The following is a 19,157-nucleotide window of genomic DNA, read 5'->3' as shown; positions in this document are numbered from 1 at the left end:
CCGCTGGCGTCCGTGGCGCCGGCCTTTGCTCCGCAGGAGGCCCCGAGTGAAGGAGCTCGTCCGCTATCTCTTGGAAAACATGTACTTGGACTTTCAAGGAGATATCTCCGTCGAGAAAGTGCGGGAATTCCTGCGCGAGGACGACAGCCGCGAGGCGCGAGCCCTGCTCTCCAAGATCATCGAAGAGAAGGGGATCGACGACCTGTTGATCACCCTCGCCGATTGTCTGAAAGAGCACATTCGCACTGGCGTGAACGAGTCCTCGGTGCGCGAACAGCTGCAGATGTACTCCGACAGCTGACCGGTGTTTTTGCTCTTGGCGCCCTGAGCTTGCTCGGGGGTTGCGACCAGGGGACCCCGGACCTCGAGCCCTCTCAGGGGCCGCCTCTGCACGTCTTGGCGTCATACCCGGCGCCAGGCGAGGGCACCGATTGCGGGCTGAACAGCCCGGATGCCTGTGGCGTGCCCCGCAACCTCAGCATCGAGCTGCGCTTCGATCGATATCTGCTGCCCTGGAGCGGGATCCGGCAGTCGCTGCGGGTCTACAGCGGCAGCGAGGACGTCAGTGAGTTCTTGCAGCCCGAGTACGACGTGGTCGAGCGCGTGCTCAGCCTGCGGATCGAGTCCACGCCAAACGGCGACCCGCTGCTGCTGGAGCCGGGCGCGCGCTACACCGTCGAGCTCTTGGTCCCCAAGAGCGAGAACGATTTCGGACTGCGCGCGTTCGATCAGGCGCCGATCGAGGAAGGGGATGTGCCCCTCTCATTCGATTTTCGAACCCAGAAGCTGGACCCTCCTCCGCTGCCTGCCCCTCCAGGCGTGCTGACGTGCGGCCAGTTCATCACCGAGCTCGCCAACGGTCCCAAGTGCTCCACCGGGGGCTGCCACGCAGGGAACGACGCGCCGATGGGGCTGCGCTTCGACGGCGACAAGGAGTTCGTGGGCACGGCCGTCAATCACGTCGCGCACGAGACCGAGACGGGTGCCAAGGCGGGCGTACCTCTGACGCACCCGTCACGCATGGGAGTTCAGATGCCCATCGTCGAACCCAGCAACCCCGGCAACAGCTACATGATGTACAAGCTGCTGCGGAACCCCAACAACTTCAGCGGAGACGGCGGCGTAGGTTGCGCGACCACGCACACCGTAGCGTTGCCCGCAGGTGTTTGCCCGGAGCCATCCGCCGCCGAGTCCGAGCGGCTCGCGCGTTTCTTCGTCAAAGGCCTGCCGATGCCACACACCGACTCCACGGTGGCAGATCTCCGGAAGATCCAGGCCTTCATTCGTGGCGACCCGCGCGCCAAACCGCCCATCCCAGGTGCGTTCTGCCCGTCTGAGCCGCCCCCGTGAGGTGTACGCTCCCGCCGTGGCCGAGGAGCTGGCGAACGTCCCGAATCTGAAGCTGCTCACACCGTCCGCACGCGTGCCCAGACGGTTGCCGCGGCTCGCGCTCTACGTGTGGCTCGCGGCGGTCGTCGTGAGCATCCCGAACCCGGCCAGCCGCGGCGGCTTCTTCGACAGCTTGGATGGGATTTGCAAGCTGCTGGCCATCGTCGCCGCCTGCGGGCTCGCGGCCTGGGTCGAGGAGCGTCTGTTCACGCGCTTCGTCGGCCGCCCCGCGGTCCTGCGTGTTGGCATTTCGCTCGTGGCTCCTGCCCTGTTCTTGTTGGCGGCGCCGCTCTTGGGCATCGCGGCAGCCGGCAGCACATGGAGTACACGGTCATCGGTGACACGGTGAACCTGGCCGCGCGCCTCACCGGGCAAGCTCCGGCCGGTGAGGTCTGGGTCAATGCGCGGAACGCCGAGCTCTTGCCGGCAGACATTCCCAAGCAGGCCCTGGCGCCCTTCAGCGTGAAAGGGAAGACTCAGCCCGTGGTGGCGTATCGCGTGTGGCCGCCTCCGGGGACGAGCCTTCCGCCGCGGTCGGCGGAGTTGATTGCGCCGAGTACCTGAGGCGCGCGCACCCCAGCATCAGTGCGGGTTGAGGCGCCGGCGCCACAGGGCAAATGGCGGAAATCATGCCGAAACGGCGCACTTTTGCCTGGCATGTCGGTTGCTGTAGGGACCGGCACTCCCATGCAGACCCAAGCCGCTTCGACTTCCTTCCAAGGCCCCAAAAAACCCGCCCATCCGAGCGAGCTGTTCGAGGAGGCCGCCTTCGTTGCGCGCCTGCTCGCCGACGAGCCGCAGGCCTGGCGCGAGTTCAACAGCGTCTATGCCGGGGCATTGCACCGCGCCATCGGGCGCATCCTGTCGCGCTTCGGCGCGGTGACGGGATCCGACGACGTCCGCGAGGTGTACGCGAAGTTCTGCCTCGCCCTGATCGCCCGCGACCGCTCGAAGCTGCGCAGCTTCGATCCGACGCGCGGCGCACGCCTCGGTAGCTGGCTCACGCGCATGGCCATGCAGGCGACCTACGACCACCTGCGCAGGATCAAGCGCAGCCCCGTCGATTTCCGCACCGAGATCTTCGAGACGGCTTGTGAGCGGCCCGATCCCCAGGAGGAGCTCTGGGAGCGGCAACGCGCGGAGATCGTGGCGGAGGTCGTGAAGGGGCTGTCGGCGCGCGAGCGCGAGTTCTTCGCGCTCTACTTCGGGCAGGATCTCGCGCCCGAAGTCATTGCGGCTCGCATGGGCATCAGCGTGGCGACCGTGTACACCAAGAAGCACAAACTCGAGCGGCGCCTGGCCGAGCTGGTGGAGTCTCAGGCTTTTGCGGCCTGAGCCGAGCTCAGCGGCCGCGAGTGCTCACACTGCGCACGAATCCGCCAAGCTCTCAGGGGAGCGTCTTGAACTTCGCGACAGCCTGGGTCACGGCCGTCGTCACGACCTCTTTCAGCATGGCCTGGTCGGCGGCGTCGACGGTGTGGATGTAGGGCAGGTGGATGAAGCCCGACACACGGGGCTGGCCCGCTGCTTCGGTCATGATGCGATAGAAGGTGTTGTTGCAGACGAAGCGCCCCGGGTCGTCCGAGTAACCAACCTTGATCCCGCTCTGGGCTAGAAGCTCGTGGATCTTCGTCGTCGGCAGACCGGTGGTCAGCTCCGCGGCACCGCCCGTCACGATGGGCTCGCCACCCGGGATGTGCCCGCGGTTGTCGGGGAACCCGCCGGCGATCTCCGCTGAGTCCTTGTTGTTGTACGCCGTGCCCTCGAGATCGACCTGGCTGCGTCCCTGACCAAAGCCGATGACCACGTCCGGTTTGCAGCGTGTGATGGCGCTCGCGACGATGCCGGGTGCCGTATCGAACTCGACCGGCAAGGTCAGCGCCATCAGCGAGATCCCGGGCACGGCGCCCGGGTCGAAGCTCGACACCGCTTTCTGGGAGCTGTTGTCGTGGGTCGAGTCCGCGGGGAAAGGCTCGAACCCCGTGAGCAGCACGCGGGTCGTGTTCGGGGCGAAGGTGCAGGGCGGCTCTTCGGCGTACAGGCTGATGCGCGCCATGGCCTGCTGCCATGTGCCCTTCAGCAAGGAGAACCGGAGGCGGCTCGGCAGCGGACAGTCTTTGATCAGATCTTCGGCCGCGAAGCTGAATACACTGCGAAACTCGGTGTCTTCGCGGGTCGCCGCTCCGGAGCTGAGCAGCGCGTTCACCTCGGCGGTCTTGTCGCTGTCGTTGCAGAACGCCGCGAGCGTGAAACTCGGGGGAGGGTCCAGGGCTTCGACCTCGATCTTGGCGCCAGGCGAGAGCACAGTCGACGGTGTGACCAGCAGGTTCTTGGTGGCGCGGAACAACTCGACGTAGTCGACCCGCGCGCTAACCTTCCCTGCCCAGCTCACCTCCACGCGTACCGGGCCGTCTTCGCTGTGGGTGAAGCGCAGCGGCACGTTGACGTAGGTCAGCTCGCTCGAGAAGGCAGACCAGGGGATGGTCTTCTCTTCGAGCACAGTCCCGTCGGCGCGCTTCACCCGGATATCGAGCACGGGGGTCGCCGCGTCGCAGCTCGTGTCCTGACAGACGTCGTAGACGAGCGCGCGGACGTTGAGCGCAAAACGCCCGAGCCCGATGCCCTTGGAGGTCGCGTCGCAGACGCTGCCCGCGGCATGCTCGCTCGCCGAGAATCCCTGGCCTTCGGCCTCGAGTTTTCCTGTTGATGGAGCGCACTCGCTCTCCGCCTGCCAGACCTCGGCGTCGAGCGGGTGCCCGAACCCGTCGTACTTTCCGTCGAGGAAGTCCTTGAACAGCCCATCCGCCTGGGAGTCACGCGGCATGCGGGCGGCGGGCGCATTCGACTGACCTGAACTGGGGTCATTGCTGCTGCACCCTCCGAGACCGATGGCCAGCGCGGCCATGCAAAAGCCGCGGACCGAGACACGCCCGACGCTCATGAGACTTTCAGCTTCCGCCCAAACGCGGTCGCAAGTCACGCTTCAGTTGAGCTCACGGAGCCATCGGCCGGGCCCGCTTCGCTCCCGAGCCGCCGTCCAAAGTCTGGACGCACGCGCGCCCAGTGTCTGTTAAAAACCTACGTTTGCCTACATTTGGATACGATGTAGGAAAAAGGGGTTGACGGCCTCCGAGATAAAGACGAAAGAGTCCGCCATGAACTCAATCCGCCTGGTTTTCGCCGCTTTCTCCGCAGCACTCATGCTGGGCAGCGCCGGCTGTGCGGCCACCGCATCCTCCGAGGGCCCGGACCAGGGCCCCGCCATCCCGGCGGAGGTGCCCACCGATGCGGTGAGCCTGACCGTCGAGACGGGCGCCAGTCAGGCCGTCATGTCCGACATCACCCTGCAGGTGCTGTCCGGCCACGTGCGGCTGAGCGAGTCGGACTCGACGCTGCACCTGGACGAGCTCCAGATCGTGATCGACGACATTGTCCTGAACAAGGACGAAGCCACGCTCAAGGACACCGTCCTGCACGGCATGTCGGTGAAGCTGAAGAAGCCGATTGATGCACCGCTTCAGCAGTCCGAGTCCGGCACCCGCTTCACCAGCATCGACGTCGACCTGTTGGTCGACTGGAGCCTCAAGACCTCGGACGGCGCGATCGTTCCCTTGGCACAGCAGGAAGTGAACGGCGTCAAACTCAATCTCGGCATCTACACCGACGACGAAGGCCGTCTGGTCGCGGACATCAACGGTGGCAAAGAGGGCACGATCTGGGAGTGGGCCAGCCTGACGACGCTGGACAACCTGCAGTTCGACATCCACGCCGCGCTCTGAGCCCGGCGCTCCGGCTTCCGCCGTCAGTACTCACTCTGCGGCGCGCTCGGCGCCCGAGCTGGCTGCTCTGACTTTTTCGATGGCCCAGAAGACGGCCTCGGGTGTCGCGGGCGACGCCAGGTCCACCACCCCCGGTCGTTCGTTGCCGAACGCGCTCACCGCCTGGCGCAGCGCCTCGCGTGCGCTGATGGCCAGCATCAGCGGCGGCTCGCCGACGGCCTTGCTGCCGTACACCACGTCGGGCTCCGTCGCGCGCTCGAGCAGCTTCACCTCGAACACCGGCGGGCACTCGCCCAGGCCCGGTAGTTTGTAGGTCGAAGCGTTCGGCGTCGCGAGCCTTCCGTCCCCCGTCCACACCAGCTCTTCCAGGGTCAACCAGCCGAGTCCCTGGATGTAGCCGCCCTCGACCTGCCCGATGTCCAGCAGTGGCGAGAGTGAGTCACCCACGTCGTGAAGAATGTCGACCCGCTCGATGGAGTACATGCCAGTGAAACCGTCCACCAGCACCTCGGTCACGGCGGCGCCGTAAGCGAAGTAGTGGAAGGGTTTGCCGGTGCCCGTGGCCTTGTCGAAGTGGATCTCGGGCGTGCGGTAATAACCGCTGGAAAATAGCGGAACTCGGGCCAGATACGCCTGATGGGTCACGTGCTCGAAGCTGAGCGCGGGCTCCGGCGCGCCGCGGGCAAACACCCGGCCGTCTTCGAACTCGACGTCGTCCGCCGTCACGCCCAGCTCCTTTGCAGCGACCTCAGCCAGGCGTTCGCGCAGGGTCTCGCAAGCGGCCTTGATCGCTGCCCCGTTCAGATCCGCGCCGCTCGAAGCCGCGGTCGCGGACGTGTTCGGGACCTTGTCGGTCTGCGTCGGCATCATGCGAATGCTGCCCGGGCCAACGCCGAGCGTGTGCGCCGCAACCTGCAGCATCTTGGTGTGCAGCCCTTGCCCCATCTCGGTGCCGCCGTGGTTCACCTGCACGCTGCCGTCCGCGTAGATCAGCACCAGCGCCCCGCCCTGATTGAAGAACGCCGTCGTGAACGAGATACCGAACTTGACCGGTGTGATGGCCAGGCCGCGCTTGGAGTGGGGGTTCTCGCGGTTGTGCTCTCTGAGCTTCTGCCAGCGCTCGGAGAAAGCGCTCGACGCCAACAGCTCGCTCCAGATGCGGCCGATGCGCTCCGCGTCACGGACGACTTGCCCATAGGGTGTGCGGTCTCCCTCGCGATAGAAGTTGTTGGCGCGCACCTGGTGCGGCGGCACACCCAGAGTGCGGGCGATGCGGTCCATGATCTCCTCGATCATGACCATGCCCTGCGGACCGCCGAAGCCTCGGAAGGCCGTCATGCTCGTCTTGTGGGTCAAGACGACACGTCCCGTCAGCTCGACGTCGGGCAAGAGGTAGGTGTTGTCCGAGTGAAAGAGGGCTCGGTAGAGGATGGGCTCCGACAGATCGAGGCTGAATCCGCCATCCGCGAAGAGCTGCATGCGAAGCGCGAGCAGCTTGCCCGAATCGTCGAAGCCGACCTCGAAGCGCCCCAGGAACGGGTGGCGTTTGCCGGTCATGCTGGTGTCCTGGGCCCGGTTGAGACGCACCCGGACCGGACGCCCGGTCTTTCGGCAACCGAGCGCAGCCACGGCAGCCCAGGCGTTGGCCTGAACTTCCTTGCCGCCGAACGCGCCGCCCATGCGCAAGCTCTGGACGGTGACGTCGTGTTTGTGGACCCCCAGCACCCGAGACACGATCTCTTGGGTCTCCGATGGGTGTTGTGTGGAGGAGTGCACGAACACACGGTCCTGTTCGTCGAGGTGTGCAAGGGCCGCGTGGGTCTCGAGGTAGAAGTGCTCCTGCCCACCCACGAAGAGCTCGCCGCTCAGGCGGCGGGGGGCGCGCGCGAGTGCAGCCGCGGCGTCGCCCTGTGCCAGGCGCAGCTCGCCGGTGAGGAACGAGTCCGCTGAGATGGCGGCCTCGATGCTCAGGATCGCCGGCAGCTCTTCGTACACCACGACGACCTTGGAGGCGCCGATGCGTGCCGCCTCTTCGGTCTCGCCGAGGACCCATGCCACCGGCTGGCCGTGGAACATGACCTCGGTCGGGAAGAGCGGCTCGTCCGGGCGGGCCGGGCCAATTTGGTTCTCGCCCGGCACGTCTGCGGCGGTGAGGATCAGCGTGACTCCGGGGATGGCGCGCGCCGGTTGAGTGTCGATGGACTTCACGTTCGCGTGAGCGTGGGGAGCCGTGACGGGCCAGGCGTGCAGGGCGCCGGGGAAACGCCCCACCAGGTCGTCGGTGTAGAGCGCTGCGCCGGTCACATGGTCGCGTGCACTCTCGTGGGGCAGAGCTTTGCCAAGCACGCTCATCAGCGGCTCCCTTCCGTGTCGAACCACAGCTTCTCGAGCAGTCGAACCACCATCTTCGCGCGGTAGTCCGCGCTGCCTCGGTGGTCGCCGATGGGTTTGAAGGCGCGAGCCAGGATGGGTTCGACGCTTTTCACGAGGCGCAGCTCCCAGGTCTGGCCGAGCAGCGCGGCCTCGGCGTCCACCGCGCGCGCCGGCACCGCGGCCACCCCACCGTACGCCAGGCGTGCCGCGCTGATCTTTCCCGCAGTGTCGAACGAGAGCGAGAAGCCGGCGGCCACACTGCTGATGTCATCGATCTGTCGCTTGCTCACCTTGTAGAACCGCTGCACCGCGGGCAGCGGCAATGGGATCCGAACCGCACTCAAGATCTCCCCCGGGTTCGCCGCGGTCTTGCGGTAGCCGGTGAAAAAATCAGCGAGCGGGATGCGTCGTGTGCCTCCCAACCGGACGAGCTCGACCTCGGCGTCGAGGGCGAGCAGCGCGGGCGGGCTATCGCCGATGGGCGACGCGGTCATCAGGTTGCCGCCAAGCGTCGCGCGGTTGCGGATCAAGCGCGACGAGAACAACGGGAAGAGCTGGTCGAGGATCGGTACCCGCCCCGAGAGGCGATGTTCGATCTCGGTGAGCGACAGCGCAGCACCGATGCGAACGTGGTCCTCGGCCCAGTCGAAGCTGCGCAACTCGAGGACGCCGTCGAGGGAGAGATACTGCTTCGAGCGGCGATGACGCTGGTTCACCTCCACCACGACGTCCGTACCGCCGGCCACCACGGTCACCTCGGGGTGTTCTGCCAGGTGAGAGAGCGCCTGCTCGAGGCTGGTGGGACGGAAGAAGCTGCAGTCTGCCCCGGTGTGGAGCACCGAGCCGAGGGAGGGCGGGCTGCTCGTCAGCCGCTGCTCGAACGGATCGTTCCGGGCGGGCCGTCCCAGTGTGTGGAGCACGTCGCGGATCGGACGATAACCGGTGCACCGACACAGGTTGCCTGCGATGGCTTCCGGGTCCGGCTCAGTGCGCTCCCGGCGGTAGTATTCGGCGAACAAGCTGACCACGAAGCCCGGCGTGCAGTACCCGCATTGTGAGCCGCCGCGCTCGACCATGGCGGCTTGCACGGGGTGAAGCGCTCCGCCCTGAGCGACACCTTCGACGCTCAGGATTTCCTGATCTGCGCACGCGCCCAGCAGCATCAAACAACCGTTCACGGGTTCGTAGAACGTGCGCCCCTCTCTGTCGCGTCGGGTCAGGAGAACGGCGCACGCGCCGCACTCTCCCTCTGCGCAGCCTTCTTTGGAGCCGGTCAGCCCGGTCGCGCGCAGATGTGCGAGGAGCGTGGTGTTCGGGTCGAAGTCGGTGACCTCGACCGGCCTGCCGTTGAGGGTGAAGCGAATCGACATGGCGTGGATGCGGCAGAGCGGCCGGAGGTCGAGGCTACCACGGAGAGGCCGCGCGAATTCACCGCAAGCGGGTCAGCCGCAGACCAGCACGGCGCCGCGCAGCTCGACGCTCTTGTCCGCTGCGGCGGCGAGGTGGAGCGCGAGGACTTTTCCGGAGCGGAACACCAGCGCTCCCGGGGCATCCTGGACACTCGCGCCTTGCGCTAGCTCGATGGCCACGCCCTGGGGCGCGAGTCGGTCGTCCAGCGTCCGCGCGAGGACTCGTCGCTCGCCGGCTGGGCCCTGCAACCATTGCAGTACGAACCCACCGGTCGGGAGCGCCACGATGACGGGCGAGATGGCGTCCGTCGCCGCGCTGCTCGTTGGGACGAGCTCGCGAGACGTGGTCGGGACCTTGCCGCGTGTCGCGATCGCAACGCGGATGTGCCAGGCCTCGCCCGGGGCACGGGCGGCAAACGCGATCACCACGTTGCGGTCGCTGGCGGCGATGCTCGGAGACCCCACCTCGCGAGGCCCGGCGTCGACGCGGCCCAGGTCGCCGTCTGCGGTGCCCGACGGTGTCAACCAGCCCGCGAGGACGTCGCCGCTCCCGCGCCCAGTTCTGAAGGTGATGCCATAACCGTCGCGTTCGGTGACGGCGAAGGCCGGTTCGCTGATGCCATCGAAGCGCGCGCCCGGCCAGATCACGGTCGGCGACGTCGTCTCGTTCAGGCGGACGAAGCCGAAATAGCTGGTTCCAACCCGCAGCGGAGGGCTCGCGGGGATGGTGCGCAGGTTCTGGATTTGTGGATCGTCGCGATCGACCGCGAACGCGACGGGTGCGCGATCGGTGAGCGGCGTGACGCGGAACACAGGACCTGGGAGCTCGTCGGAGTAGCGGGGTTCGACCGATAGATCCTCCAGGTTGACGATCACGCCGTCGGCGTGGCTCCTTCCCGAAGCGTAACCTACGGCAACGCGGCTCTGACCGGGTGCGACCGCCAGCATCGGGGGCACGTTCGGAAACACGGGCCCCGTGACACGGCGCGGCACCGTGACCAGGCGACATCCGCCGAGCTGGGTCGTCGGGGCGGGTTTCAGCGCGGTCGCAAGTGGCGTGGGGTTCGGCTGCGCGATTGGCTGTCCCTGCACGTTCAGCGGTCGCGCTGCGATCACCGGGCCCGAAGGCGTGCCGTCTTCGGGTCGCTCCCGAACCGCGGCCGCGATCATGATCACGATCATCCCGAATACCAGTGCCGCGAACACACCGATGGCCGCGGCCAACGCCCGCGGATCGATGCGCCCGATCAGGCCGGTTGGCATGCGGCCCGACCCGCGGATCGCAGAGCGTCCCGCGCGTGGAATGTCCGGCATGCTCGGATGGCGAGGCGGTGGATCGGAGTGCATGGGCCGGCGGTCGTCGCGCTGAGCCGGCGGTTGGGAGCGGTAGTCCTCGGCACGGGGAGCGGGAGGGGGCGTCGAGGCCGTGAGCGGAGGTGGCGTGTGCGACGGTGATGGACTCGGCCGCGCGGGCGCGGCGAGGTCTGAGGCCGACGGCTGTTCGCGTCGTGGTGCTTGAAGTGGAAATGGACGAGTTGCGTCGCTCCGGGCTGGTGCGGCGGCCTCGGGAGGCTGGGGTCGCGGGCGTTTCTTGGCTCGCCGCGGGGCCGGTGCAGCTTCCTCCGGCGTGGCGTGGGCGATCTCCGTTCGGGGCAGGTGCGGTGGCGGAGGCAGCGACGGCGCTCGGGGCACCCGCGCCGGTGGGGGCAGCGGTGAAGTCGCGGGCAGTGGCGCAGGCGGCGGGAGTGACGCCGGCCGCACTGCCCGCGCCGGCGGAGGCAGGGAAGGAGCACGGGGCGCGGGAGCGGACGCCGCGCGCGGCGCAGGGATGGAAGGCGCGCGCGGCGGCGGGAGCGAGGGGGTGCGCGCTCGCGCTGGCGGAACCGGGGGCGGGCCGAGCTCCGGAAGCGCGCGCACCGGAGTTGGAGCGAAGTCCCCTGAGTCGTCCGCGCCGAAGCGCGCTCCGCGCAGGCTCGGTTTTGGCGGCGGAGTGGCCCACGATCGCAGCGAGGGACGCGCGGGTTTGGGTGGCGGCTCGACCCGCCGGAGTGGCGCAGCAAGCGGCAGCGGTGGGCGCGGCAGGGTCACGGGCTCGGAGATGGCGCCCACGCCCCGGGTCAGCGTGATGGTGCCGGTGCCCTCGAAGCGGGGCAGCGCCTCGGTCGGAAACAGTCCCTCGGGCAAGCGCCGCTCCACGGTCTCGATGGAGTCGTCGATGTCGTCTTCCGTGAGCACACCGTCCGGGAACTCGTCGATGGCGGTGTGCTCTTCCGTCGGCAAGTTGTCGTTGACGCCGCCGTACTGGTTCTCGCCCAGCGTGTCGTCGTCGTCGCGGTTACTCGGCGAACGCCCGCTCATTCGTCGCCCACCCCAGCTTCCGACTTCTCGATCAGCGCCAGTGCGTCGGCCGACAGCTCCCCGCGCAGCATGCGCTGCAATCGGGGGTCGTCGACGGCGCGCAGGTGATGGCGAGGTTTCCCGTGGCGCAGGGCCACCAGCTCGGCGACGATGCTGACTGCGATCTCGTCGGGTGTCACGGCTCCAAGGTCGAGCCCGACGGGTGCATAGACTCGGTCCAGGGGTGGCAACCCGCCGCGCCCAGCAATGCGCTGCAAGATGCGGAAGATCTTGCGCCGGCTGCCGATCAACCCGAGATACCGGTGCGGCAGGCGGGCGAACGTATCCAGTGCTTCTTCGTCCAGGCGGTGATCATAGGTGACCACCAGCAACCAATCCTCTGGGCGCGGCGCCAGGCGCTTCGCCGCCTCGCGCGGCTCGGCCAAGAGCAGCTCACACCCTGGAAAGCGATCGGGAGTTGCCAATTCCTCCCGGTCGTCCACGACGGTGACGCTGAAACCCACCTGTCGAGCCAGCTGGGCTGTGGGCTTGGCAACGTGACCGGCACCAAATACGAACAGGCGCTGGGCTGCTTCCACCGGCTCCACGAAGATCTCCATTCGCCCGCCGCAGCACATGCCGAGGTCCCGCGCCAGGTCGTAGACCAATAACTCCGGGCGTCCGTCGGCGCGACATTGCTCGAGTGCAGCGAGCACGGTGCGCTCGACCGCACCTCCGCCGACGGTGCCGGTCATCACGCCGTCCGGATGCAAGAGCAAGCGCGCTCCAGGTTCCTGCGGCACCGAGCCGGAGACTCGAACGACCGTCGCGAGCGCTCCCCGGGTTCCGCTCTTCAGGACTTGAAGCAGTGCTTCTGTGACGTCTCGCATCGGGAAGGGGTCTCGGCCGCGAATCAGCCTGACTCTGACTCAGGGTACGATCCGGGGGAAACGCCCGTCACGCGCCCTGCTCTCGGCCCGCGCTGGCTGCGTCGCGGCGCCGCGGATGGACTGTGCTTTCGGTTGGCAGTAGTCTCCCGGAAGCGGCTGAATTGTAGGATATCTAGTGATGAGCCGGGTGTCATCTAAGTTGGCGGACCGCGGCTTCCCCTATGTCCTCATCCGGCTCCTGGGTCAAGGCGCGACCAGCCGAGTCTGGGCGGCCCAGGATGCCACCGGCCGCGAGGTCGCCATCAAGGTTGGCCTGCCTGCCCACGCCACCGACCTGACGAACGAAGCCGAGCGACTGCTGCATGCCGGTTCACCGGCTCTCACCGCGGTGCTGGACGCGGGGCGTGTGCCGGCCGGCGTCGAGGCTCTCGCCGACAGTGTCGGGGGTGTGTACATCGTGCTCGAACGAGCCCCGGGCGATGCGCTCGACGTCCACGCGCTCACTGTGCGCGAGCGGCAGCAGCTCGCGCTGGTTGTCGCGCGCGATGTGGGTGAGGCGCTCGCCGACCTGCACGCCTCTGGTTTTGCCCATGGTGACGTCAAGCCAGCGAACATCGTGGTCGAGCGCGCGCGCCGCGTGCTGCGCGCGCGGCTGGTCGATCTCGGCCTCGCGACCCGCGCCGAGGAGACCTCCGTCCGAGGCGGAACGAGGCGATACCTTGCCCCCGAGAGCCTCGCGCCCGACTCGCTGGGTGATGCGCGGGCGAGAGACCTGTTCGCCCTCGGCATCGTGCTTTCGGAGATCGCGAGCGCTGACATTGCAGCGTCGAGCCGGCCAGCTGAAGGTGCCTCGGACGCTACTGTGCCGGCCGAGCTCCGACCGATCATCAATGCGTTGCTCGCCAGGGCGCCCGGCGCGCGCCCGAGTGCTAGCTGGGTCCGGCGGCAGGCGCTCGGGCTGCTTGCCGAGGAGGACTCACCGAGTCGACGCAGCGAGCGCGGTCGGCGTTCGGTGGAGCGCGCATACCTCGCCGTACGTCGCCGCGAAATCACCCACGCGGCCGCGCGCAGAGCGCCGGAGTTGACGCTGACGGGGGCACCGGCCGAGTGGCTCGGCGCTGCGCTCTCGCTGGCAGGCAAGCTGGCTCGGCTGCGCGGCGAGCCAAGCGGCGAAGCGCCGGAAAAAATCGGTGATCTGGCCGCTTTTGGCCGGGCGCGCTGGCTGGTTGCACTGGTTGGGGCTGCCGCCGCCCGCTGGCCGCCGCTGCTGGTGGAGAGTGATGCAGAGCTCGCGGAGCGTCTGCTCAGCCTGGCAGAACGGAGCGAGCCCGCGGCGTTCACCCTCGTCGAGCTCGAGACGGGAGTCTCGTCTCGGAACCCGATTCCAACCGACACAGTGGGCATCGCACTGGCACTGGGCGCCGGTGCGAGTGATCCGCGCCTGCTCGATGCCGCGGAGCGCGCACTCCGAGAGACAGAGTCCACTGCGCTCGGTGTCGCGCTCGGCCGTGCGCTCTGCCTGCGCGGTGAGCTCGGTCGTGCGCTCGCCGTGCTCGCGGTCACGACCGCTCCCGAAGCCGAAGCAGAGGCAGCTGAGGTGCTGCGGCGTTCTGGCGACGCGGAGCTGGCTGAAGCGCGCGCAGAGGCGGTCCTGCAAGCAGACTGCGGCGTGGCTGCGAAGGTACGCGCCGCGGCAACCCTCGGGCGCATCGCGCTCGACCGTGGTGACGCCGAGCTGGCCAAACAACGAGTCTCGAGCTGCGAGGCTGCCGCCTCGACGCTCGAGGTGCAGGCACTCTCGTGTCTTCACCTGGGGCAACGCGGCGAAGCCCTGGACTGGGTCGAGCAGGGGCTGGCAATCGTGCAGCGGCCCGATGAACGCGCCCGGCTCGAGGCGGTGCGCGGGGGGATATTTCACGCCTCGGGCGAGGCGCAGCGGGCCAGCGCTTGTTTTCGTGCAGCCGTGGAGCAAGCTCAGCGCTCCGGCGCGGTGCTCGAGGAGGCCACGTACCTGACAGGGTTCGCCGCCGCTGCGACCAACGTCGGAGAGCTCTGGGAGGCCCTCGAGAGCGCTGAACGGGCCGTACTTCTGTTCGAACATCTCGGGCGCCCGCGGGAGGCGGCGCGCGCTGCGCTGGCTCGCACGGCTGCTTATTCACAAGCTGGCAGCGTGGCCGAGACCCTGGACGCAGCCCAGGATGCGTTCGCGCGGGCGCGGGCCGCGGACGATCGCCGCTGCCGTGCTTACGTGCACCTGGCGGTCGCCGACGTGCTGCCGGCTTCGGATTCGAACGCCGGCGAGCATGCGGACCGTGCGCTCGCGCTCAGTGACGGCGCCGACGCGGACGATCAGCTCAGGATCGCAGCGCGGCGGCTCTCGCTCGGCCGCGAGCTTGACCTCGCTGCTCTCGATACGCTGGCCCGCGATCCCGCGCGGGCGGTGGATGCAAGCGTCGAGTGGTGGGGAGCGCGTGCGCGCTACGAAGCACGGAGTGAACGACCCACGCGAGCCGACGCGATCTTGGCCGAGCTGACCCACCTGGTTGCGTCGGCGGTTCCCACCGGGGTGCGAGGCCCTGCGTTCTCCGCAGCGGCACGCTTGGCCCAACGGGTCGCCGATGGCGATCGCGCCCGGCGCTTTCTCGTGATCGCCCGGCACGCGGCGGCGGAGCTCCTGGAGCACGCTCCGCGGGCGCTGGTCGAGGCTGTGCGCGGACTCTGGTGGGTGGCCGAGCTACCGCAGCTGTCGGAGCCGGCGGTCTCGTCGGAGCAGGTCACGCATGTCGTTGCGCTCGTGCATGCGCTCGGTCGCCGCGACCGCCTTCGCCCGCTGCTCGATCAGGTGCTCGATGCGCTGATCTTGTGGACGGGCGTCGAGCGCGGCCTGCTCTTGATGCGGGCACCGGGCGGCAAGCTGGTGCCGCGGGCCGCGCGCAACCTGGCGAAACACGATCTCTCCGCGGGTCAGCTCGCGCTCTCGACCACCCTCGCCGAGCGCGCACTCCGCAACGCCGAGCCGGTCGTCGCCGTCGACGCGGCGGGCGAGCTACCGGAGCTGCACGTGAGCGTTCACGCACTGAAGCTGCGCAGCGTGCTCGCGGTCCCGCTGCTCGCCCGAGGCGAGGCAATCGGCGTGGTGTATCTCGATGACCGCATCCGGCGCGGGGCTTTTGGACCATCGGAGCTGGCCTGGGTGCGTCTACTCGCGGCCCTGGCGTCCGTCGCCATCGCCGATGCGCGGGATCAGCTGCTGTTGCGGCGTGCGGTGCGCCGTGCGCGTCGCGCCGAGGCCCGCCTCGCGGACGACCTTGCACTGCGCGAGGCAGCGCTCGACGTGGCCGAGACGGAGCTGGCGAAATCTCGGGGCGCACGCGAGACCCGCTTCGAGTACGAGCGCATCGTCGGCGAGAGTGATGTTCTCGGGGCGCTGCTCCGGACGCTGGATCGGGTGAGCCTGTCCGACGTTCCGGTGCTGATCGTTGGTGAGAGCGGGAGCGGCAAAGAGCTCGTCGCGCGGGCAATTCACGATCACAGCGCGCGTGCGCGCGCACGATTCGTGGGGGAGAACTGTGGCGCCATCCCCGAACCGCTGCTCGAGTCGACGCTGTTCGGTCACGTGCGCGGCGCGTTCACCGGAGCGTCCCGCGCGCGCTCGGGTTTGTTCGAGATTGCGGATGGTGGCACGCTCTTCCTGGACGAGATCGCCGAGATGAGCCTGGGCATGCAGACCAAGCTGCTCAGGGTTCTGGAAGACGGCGAAGTGCACGCGCTGGGCTCCGAGCGCTCGCGCAAGGTCGATGTCCGGATCATCGGGGCGACGCATCGGGACCTCGATGCCCGGGTCTCGGCGGGACTGTTCCGACAAGATCTGCTGTACCGCTTGAACGTCATCCAGCTCGTCGTACCGCCGCTGCGCGAACGGCGCGGCGACATCCCGATCTTGGTCCGACACTTCCTGGCAAAACACGGCGGTGAACGCAGCCCGCGGGTGAGCCGTGAAGCCATGGAACGCCTGGTCGGATTCGCCTGGCCCGGGAACATCCGGCAGCTCGAGAACGAGATCCGGCGCGCGCTGGTGCTGTCCGACGACGTCATCGACGTGGCCCAGCTCTCGCCGGATGTCTCCCAGGGAGCACACGGGGTCGTGATGCCGGAGAACGAGCTCGAACTTCGCGCGCGGGTCGACCAGCTCGAGCGCGAGCTGTGTGAGAAGGCGCTGGCAAAGACCGGGGGAAACCAGACGCGCGCGGCGGAGCTTTTGGGGCTCTCTCGCTTCGGACTGCAGAAGATGCTCAAGCGGCTCGGGATCGGCTCCGGCTCAAAACCTGGACGTCGGCCCACGGCGGCGCTAGGCAAGCAGCGATGAGGCCCGGCGCTCCGGCCCGCCCAGTGCTGAAATGGGCCGGCGGCAAGACGCAGCTGCTGCCGGAGATCCTGGCGCGGCTGCCAGCGCAAATTGGCACCTACTTCGAGCCCTTCATCGGCGGCGGCGCGGTGTTCTTTGCGCTGGCGTCCCAGGCCCGGTTTCGGCGCGCTGTGCTGTCGGATCGAAATCCCGATCTGGTCGCCGTGTACCGCGCGCTCAAGGAGGACGTCGAGAGTGTGATCCGAGCGCTGGGGCGGCTGCAGCACTCCAAGGCCGAGTACTACCGGGTGCGCGCGCTCCGGCCCCGCGGCCTCGCCCAGCGCGCCGCACGCATCGTCTATCTCAACAAGACTGGTTACAACGGCCTCTACCGAGTCAATCGCTCCGGCCAGTTCAACGTCCCCTTCGGCAGCTACAAGAACCCCAACATCTGTGACGCGGCGAACCTGCGGGCGGCCGCGGCGGTGCTCTCTGACGTGGAGATCGAGGTGGCTGACTTCGAGGAGAGTGTCTCGAGGGCGCGCGCGGGAGACGCCGTGTACCTGGATCCGCCCTACGTGCCGCTGTCGAAGACCGCCAGCTTCACAGCATACGACCGCCACCCGTTCGGACCTGGCGAACATCAGCGACTGGCGCAGGTCTTCGCTGACCTCGAGCGGCGAGGCGTCCACGCCGTCTTGTCCAACTCGGACACCCCGGAGACCCGGAGCCTCTACCGCGGATTCAAGCTCTCCACGGTGCGGGTGAGCCGCCCGATCAACTGCCGCCCGGGCGCGCGGGGTCCCATCGACGAGCTGTTGGTGATGACCGACGGAAGAAAACGCGTCACGCGGCCACGTTCTCGAGCTTCGTGAACAAGGCGCCAAGCTCCGGCCGCGCCCTGAGCGGCGAGCAAAACCGCGTTGCCAGCTCGAGCAGCTCGGTCTCGATGGTGTCCGCGCTGTCACCCAGCTCGCGCAGCTTGCGATTGCAGTCCGCCAGCTCCTTTTCGATGCTCTCTTCTTTGGTCGCCAGCGCGCTGCGGAGCGTCTGGATCTGAAATTCCAGATCGCTGACCTCGGCGCGCTTGGCCTCGGCCGTGGAGAGCGAGCTCCTGAGCTGCCGTTTCGACTCGTGCCACGCGTCGACGAGCTCAGCCAGTCGCCGGTAGGCGCGGGACAGCTCGAGGTAAGGTTCCATGAAACCCGAGCGACCCTCCCAGTAAGTTGCGTCGCGGTGTGCCACGAGGAAGTCTTCCTCGGCGCGCGACACCTCCGCGGTCTGCCCTGCTCCGCTCGAGTCGGCCGACTTGGCCTCGTCGCGCGCGCGGCTGGCATCCACGCCAAGCGCGTGCACCGCGTGCCCGAGTCGCTGGCGCCCTTCGCGACCGCGTGCCTCCACCGTCTCGATCTGCAACTGGGCCTCCGCGCTCTGCTCCGCGATCTCTTCGAGGGTCGCCAGTTTGCTCTTCACCTGCGACAAGATCTGCACGAGCTCGGGGGGGCGGCCCGTGGGGTGCGCCTGCGCGAGCATCAGGTCGAACACCTCGAGCCGGCGTCGCCAGCGATAGACTGCGGTCTTCTCCGAGGTGGAGGGCACGTGGGAGCTGACCGCCTCGTCGGCGGGTTCCTCCGGAATGCGCACGCCCAACGAACGGGAAATCGCCTCCAGATCTTGGTGCACCCGGTGGGCGTCGACCGGGCGATCCGTCGGATCTTTCGCCAGCAGCTCGAGCACCAGCTCGTCGAGCGCCTCGGGCAGCGTCTTGTCGAACTGCCGCATCGAGGGCGGCGCCTCTTTCATGTGTTTGATGAACCAGGTCGCGACGTCGTTTGCCTCGAAGGGCAAGCGCCCAGTGAACATCTCGAACGCCATCACACCGAGCGCGTACAGATCCGCCGCCGGTCCGGCCTCGGTCGAGGTGATGCGCTCGGGCGCCATGTACTGCGGCGTCCCGAAGACCTCCCCGGTTCCGGTCAGGCGGACGTCCTGCATCGAGCGTGCAATGCCGAAATCGAGGAGCTTTACCAGCTCCGAGCCATCCGGCTGGCGGGCGAGGAAGATGTTCTCTGGCTTGAGATCCCGGTGAATGACCTCGAGGTCGTGGGCACGAGCCAGCGCCCGCGCGATCTGGATCAGGATCGGCAGCGCGCGGTCCTTCTTGACCTTGCCGTCTTCCACCAGCCCCGCGAGCGTGTCCCCCTCGAGCAGCTCCATGACCAAGTACAGGCTGCCGTCACCCGTCTCGCCTTGGTCGAGGATCTCGATCACGTTGGGGTGAGCGATCTTCTGGGCGGCCTTGGCCTCGCGACGGAAGCGCTCTTGCGTGACCGGGTTCGTCGCCAGGTCCGCGTTCATGATCTTGATGGCAACGTGCCGGTCGCTCAGGCGGTGTTTCGCTCGGTACACCGCCGCCATCCCGCCCTCGCCGATCACGTCCTCGATCACGTACCGCCCCGCGATCGTGGTCCCGATGCGAGGGTCTTGGATTTCAACCAGAGCGGACCCGTCGACGAAACACGTGGTTTTGTCGGCGGGGTACTTCAGCTTGCACTGCGGGCAGGCTTTCATGGGGGGAGGGGCAACTATCCTCGGTCAACGCCGACCCTGTTGGAAGGGGCACGGCGAAAGAGCC

The 19,157-nt window shown here is 68.0% G+C and carries 14 protein-coding genes; 8 read left to right on the top strand and 6 right to left on the bottom strand.

Annotation, left to right across the window (positions count from 1 at the left end; all coding sequences use genetic code 11):
* Positions 1–46 precede the first annotated feature (46 nt).
* The 5 genes from IPI67_05520 (at position 47) to IPI67_05500 (ending at position 2,724) form a co-directional block, all read left to right on the top strand.
* Entirely contained in the window at positions 47–301 is a 255-nt protein-coding gene (locus IPI67_05520; GenBank protein ID MBK7579651.1) for a hypothetical protein, read from the top strand.
* A gap of 161 nt (positions 302–462) precedes the next feature.
* Entirely contained in the window at positions 463–1,350 is an 888-nt protein-coding gene (locus tag IPI67_05515; protein MBK7579650.1) for a hypothetical protein, read from the top strand.
* A 16-nt stretch (positions 1,351–1,366) separates the two neighbouring features.
* Positions 1,367–1,738, top strand: coding sequence for a hypothetical protein (locus IPI67_05510; protein ID MBK7579649.1), 372 nt, complete (start codon positions 1,367–1,369; stop codon positions 1,736–1,738).
* On the top strand, positions 1,708–1,953 hold the full coding sequence (locus tag IPI67_05505) for a hypothetical protein (protein MBK7579648.1): 246 nt from the start codon (positions 1,708–1,710) through the stop codon (positions 1,951–1,953). The genes IPI67_05510 and IPI67_05505 overlap by 31 nt, the downstream gene beginning before the upstream one ends.
* A 123-nt stretch (positions 1,954–2,076) precedes the next feature.
* On the top strand, positions 2,077–2,724 hold the full coding sequence (locus IPI67_05500) for a sigma-70 family RNA polymerase sigma factor (GenBank protein ID MBK7579647.1): 648 nt from the start codon (positions 2,077–2,079) through the stop codon (positions 2,722–2,724).
* Positions 2,725–2,776: 52 nt separating this feature from the next.
* Here the strand turns inward: IPI67_05500 and IPI67_05495 are convergent, their stop codons facing one another.
* Complete coding sequence (locus IPI67_05495) at positions 2,777–4,330, bottom strand: pyroglutamyl-peptidase I (protein MBK7579646.1); 1,554 nt, start codon at positions 4,328–4,330, stop codon at positions 2,777–2,779.
* A 178-nt stretch (positions 4,331–4,508) separates the two neighbouring features.
* On the opposite strand from IPI67_05495, the gene IPI67_05490 reads away from it, so the two are divergent.
* Positions 4,509–5,168, top strand: a complete 660-nt coding sequence (locus IPI67_05490) for a hypothetical protein (protein ID MBK7579645.1) — start codon at positions 4,509–4,511, stop codon at positions 5,166–5,168.
* Positions 5,169–5,198: 30 nt separating this feature from the next.
* Here the strand turns inward: IPI67_05490 and xdhB are convergent, their stop codons facing one another.
* The 4 genes from xdhB to IPI67_05470 all read right to left on the bottom strand — a co-directional run bounded on the left by xdhB (position 5,199) and on the right by IPI67_05470 (position 12,177).
* A complete protein-coding gene (gene xdhB, locus IPI67_05485; GenBank protein ID MBK7579644.1) occupies positions 5,199–7,520 on the bottom strand; it encodes a xanthine dehydrogenase molybdopterin binding subunit in 2,322 nt (773 codons plus the stop codon).
* Positions 7,520–8,911, bottom strand: coding sequence for an FAD binding domain-containing protein (locus IPI67_05480; protein ID MBK7579643.1), 1,392 nt, complete (start codon positions 8,909–8,911; stop codon positions 7,520–7,522). The genes xdhB and IPI67_05480 overlap by 1 nt, the downstream gene beginning before the upstream one ends.
* Positions 8,912–8,983: 72 nt before the next feature.
* The gene (locus tag IPI67_05475; protein MBK7579642.1) at positions 8,984–11,308 is read right to left on the bottom strand and encodes a hypothetical protein; all 2,325 of its coding nucleotides are present in this window, start codon (positions 11,306–11,308) and stop codon (positions 8,984–8,986) included.
* The gene (locus IPI67_05470) at positions 11,305–12,177 is read right to left on the bottom strand and encodes an XdhC family protein (GenBank protein MBK7579641.1); all 873 of its coding nucleotides are present in this window, start codon (positions 12,175–12,177) and stop codon (positions 11,305–11,307) included. The genes IPI67_05475 and IPI67_05470 overlap by 4 nt, the downstream gene beginning before the upstream one ends.
* A gap of 199 nt (positions 12,178–12,376) precedes the next feature.
* On the opposite strand from IPI67_05470, the gene IPI67_05465 reads away from it, so the two are divergent.
* Positions 12,377–16,543 (top strand): sigma 54-interacting transcriptional regulator, encoded by a 4,167-nt coding sequence (locus IPI67_05465; GenBank protein ID MBK7579640.1) that lies wholly within the window; start codon positions 12,377–12,379, stop codon positions 16,541–16,543.
* Complete coding sequence (locus IPI67_05460) at positions 16,540–17,397, top strand: DNA adenine methylase (GenBank protein ID MBK7579639.1); 858 nt, start codon at positions 16,540–16,542, stop codon at positions 17,395–17,397. Before IPI67_05465 ends, IPI67_05460 begins: the two co-directional genes overlap by 4 nt.
* Here the strand turns inward: IPI67_05460 and IPI67_05455 are convergent.
* Entirely contained in the window at positions 17,369–19,093 is a 1,725-nt protein-coding gene (locus tag IPI67_05455; GenBank protein ID MBK7579638.1) for a protein kinase, read from the bottom strand. The two genes, IPI67_05460 and IPI67_05455, sit on opposite strands and share 29 nt — an antisense overlap.
* Positions 19,094–19,157 lie beyond the last annotated feature (64 nt).

The sequence above is a fragment of the Myxococcales bacterium genome, assembly GCA_016706225.1.
In the GTDB taxonomy this organism is placed as follows: Bacteria; Myxococcota_A; Polyangia; order Polyangiales; family Polyangiaceae; genus JADJKB01.
The sequence above is the reverse complement of the archived record's forward strand: the minus strand, read 5'-3'. Positions and strand labels throughout refer to the sequence as shown.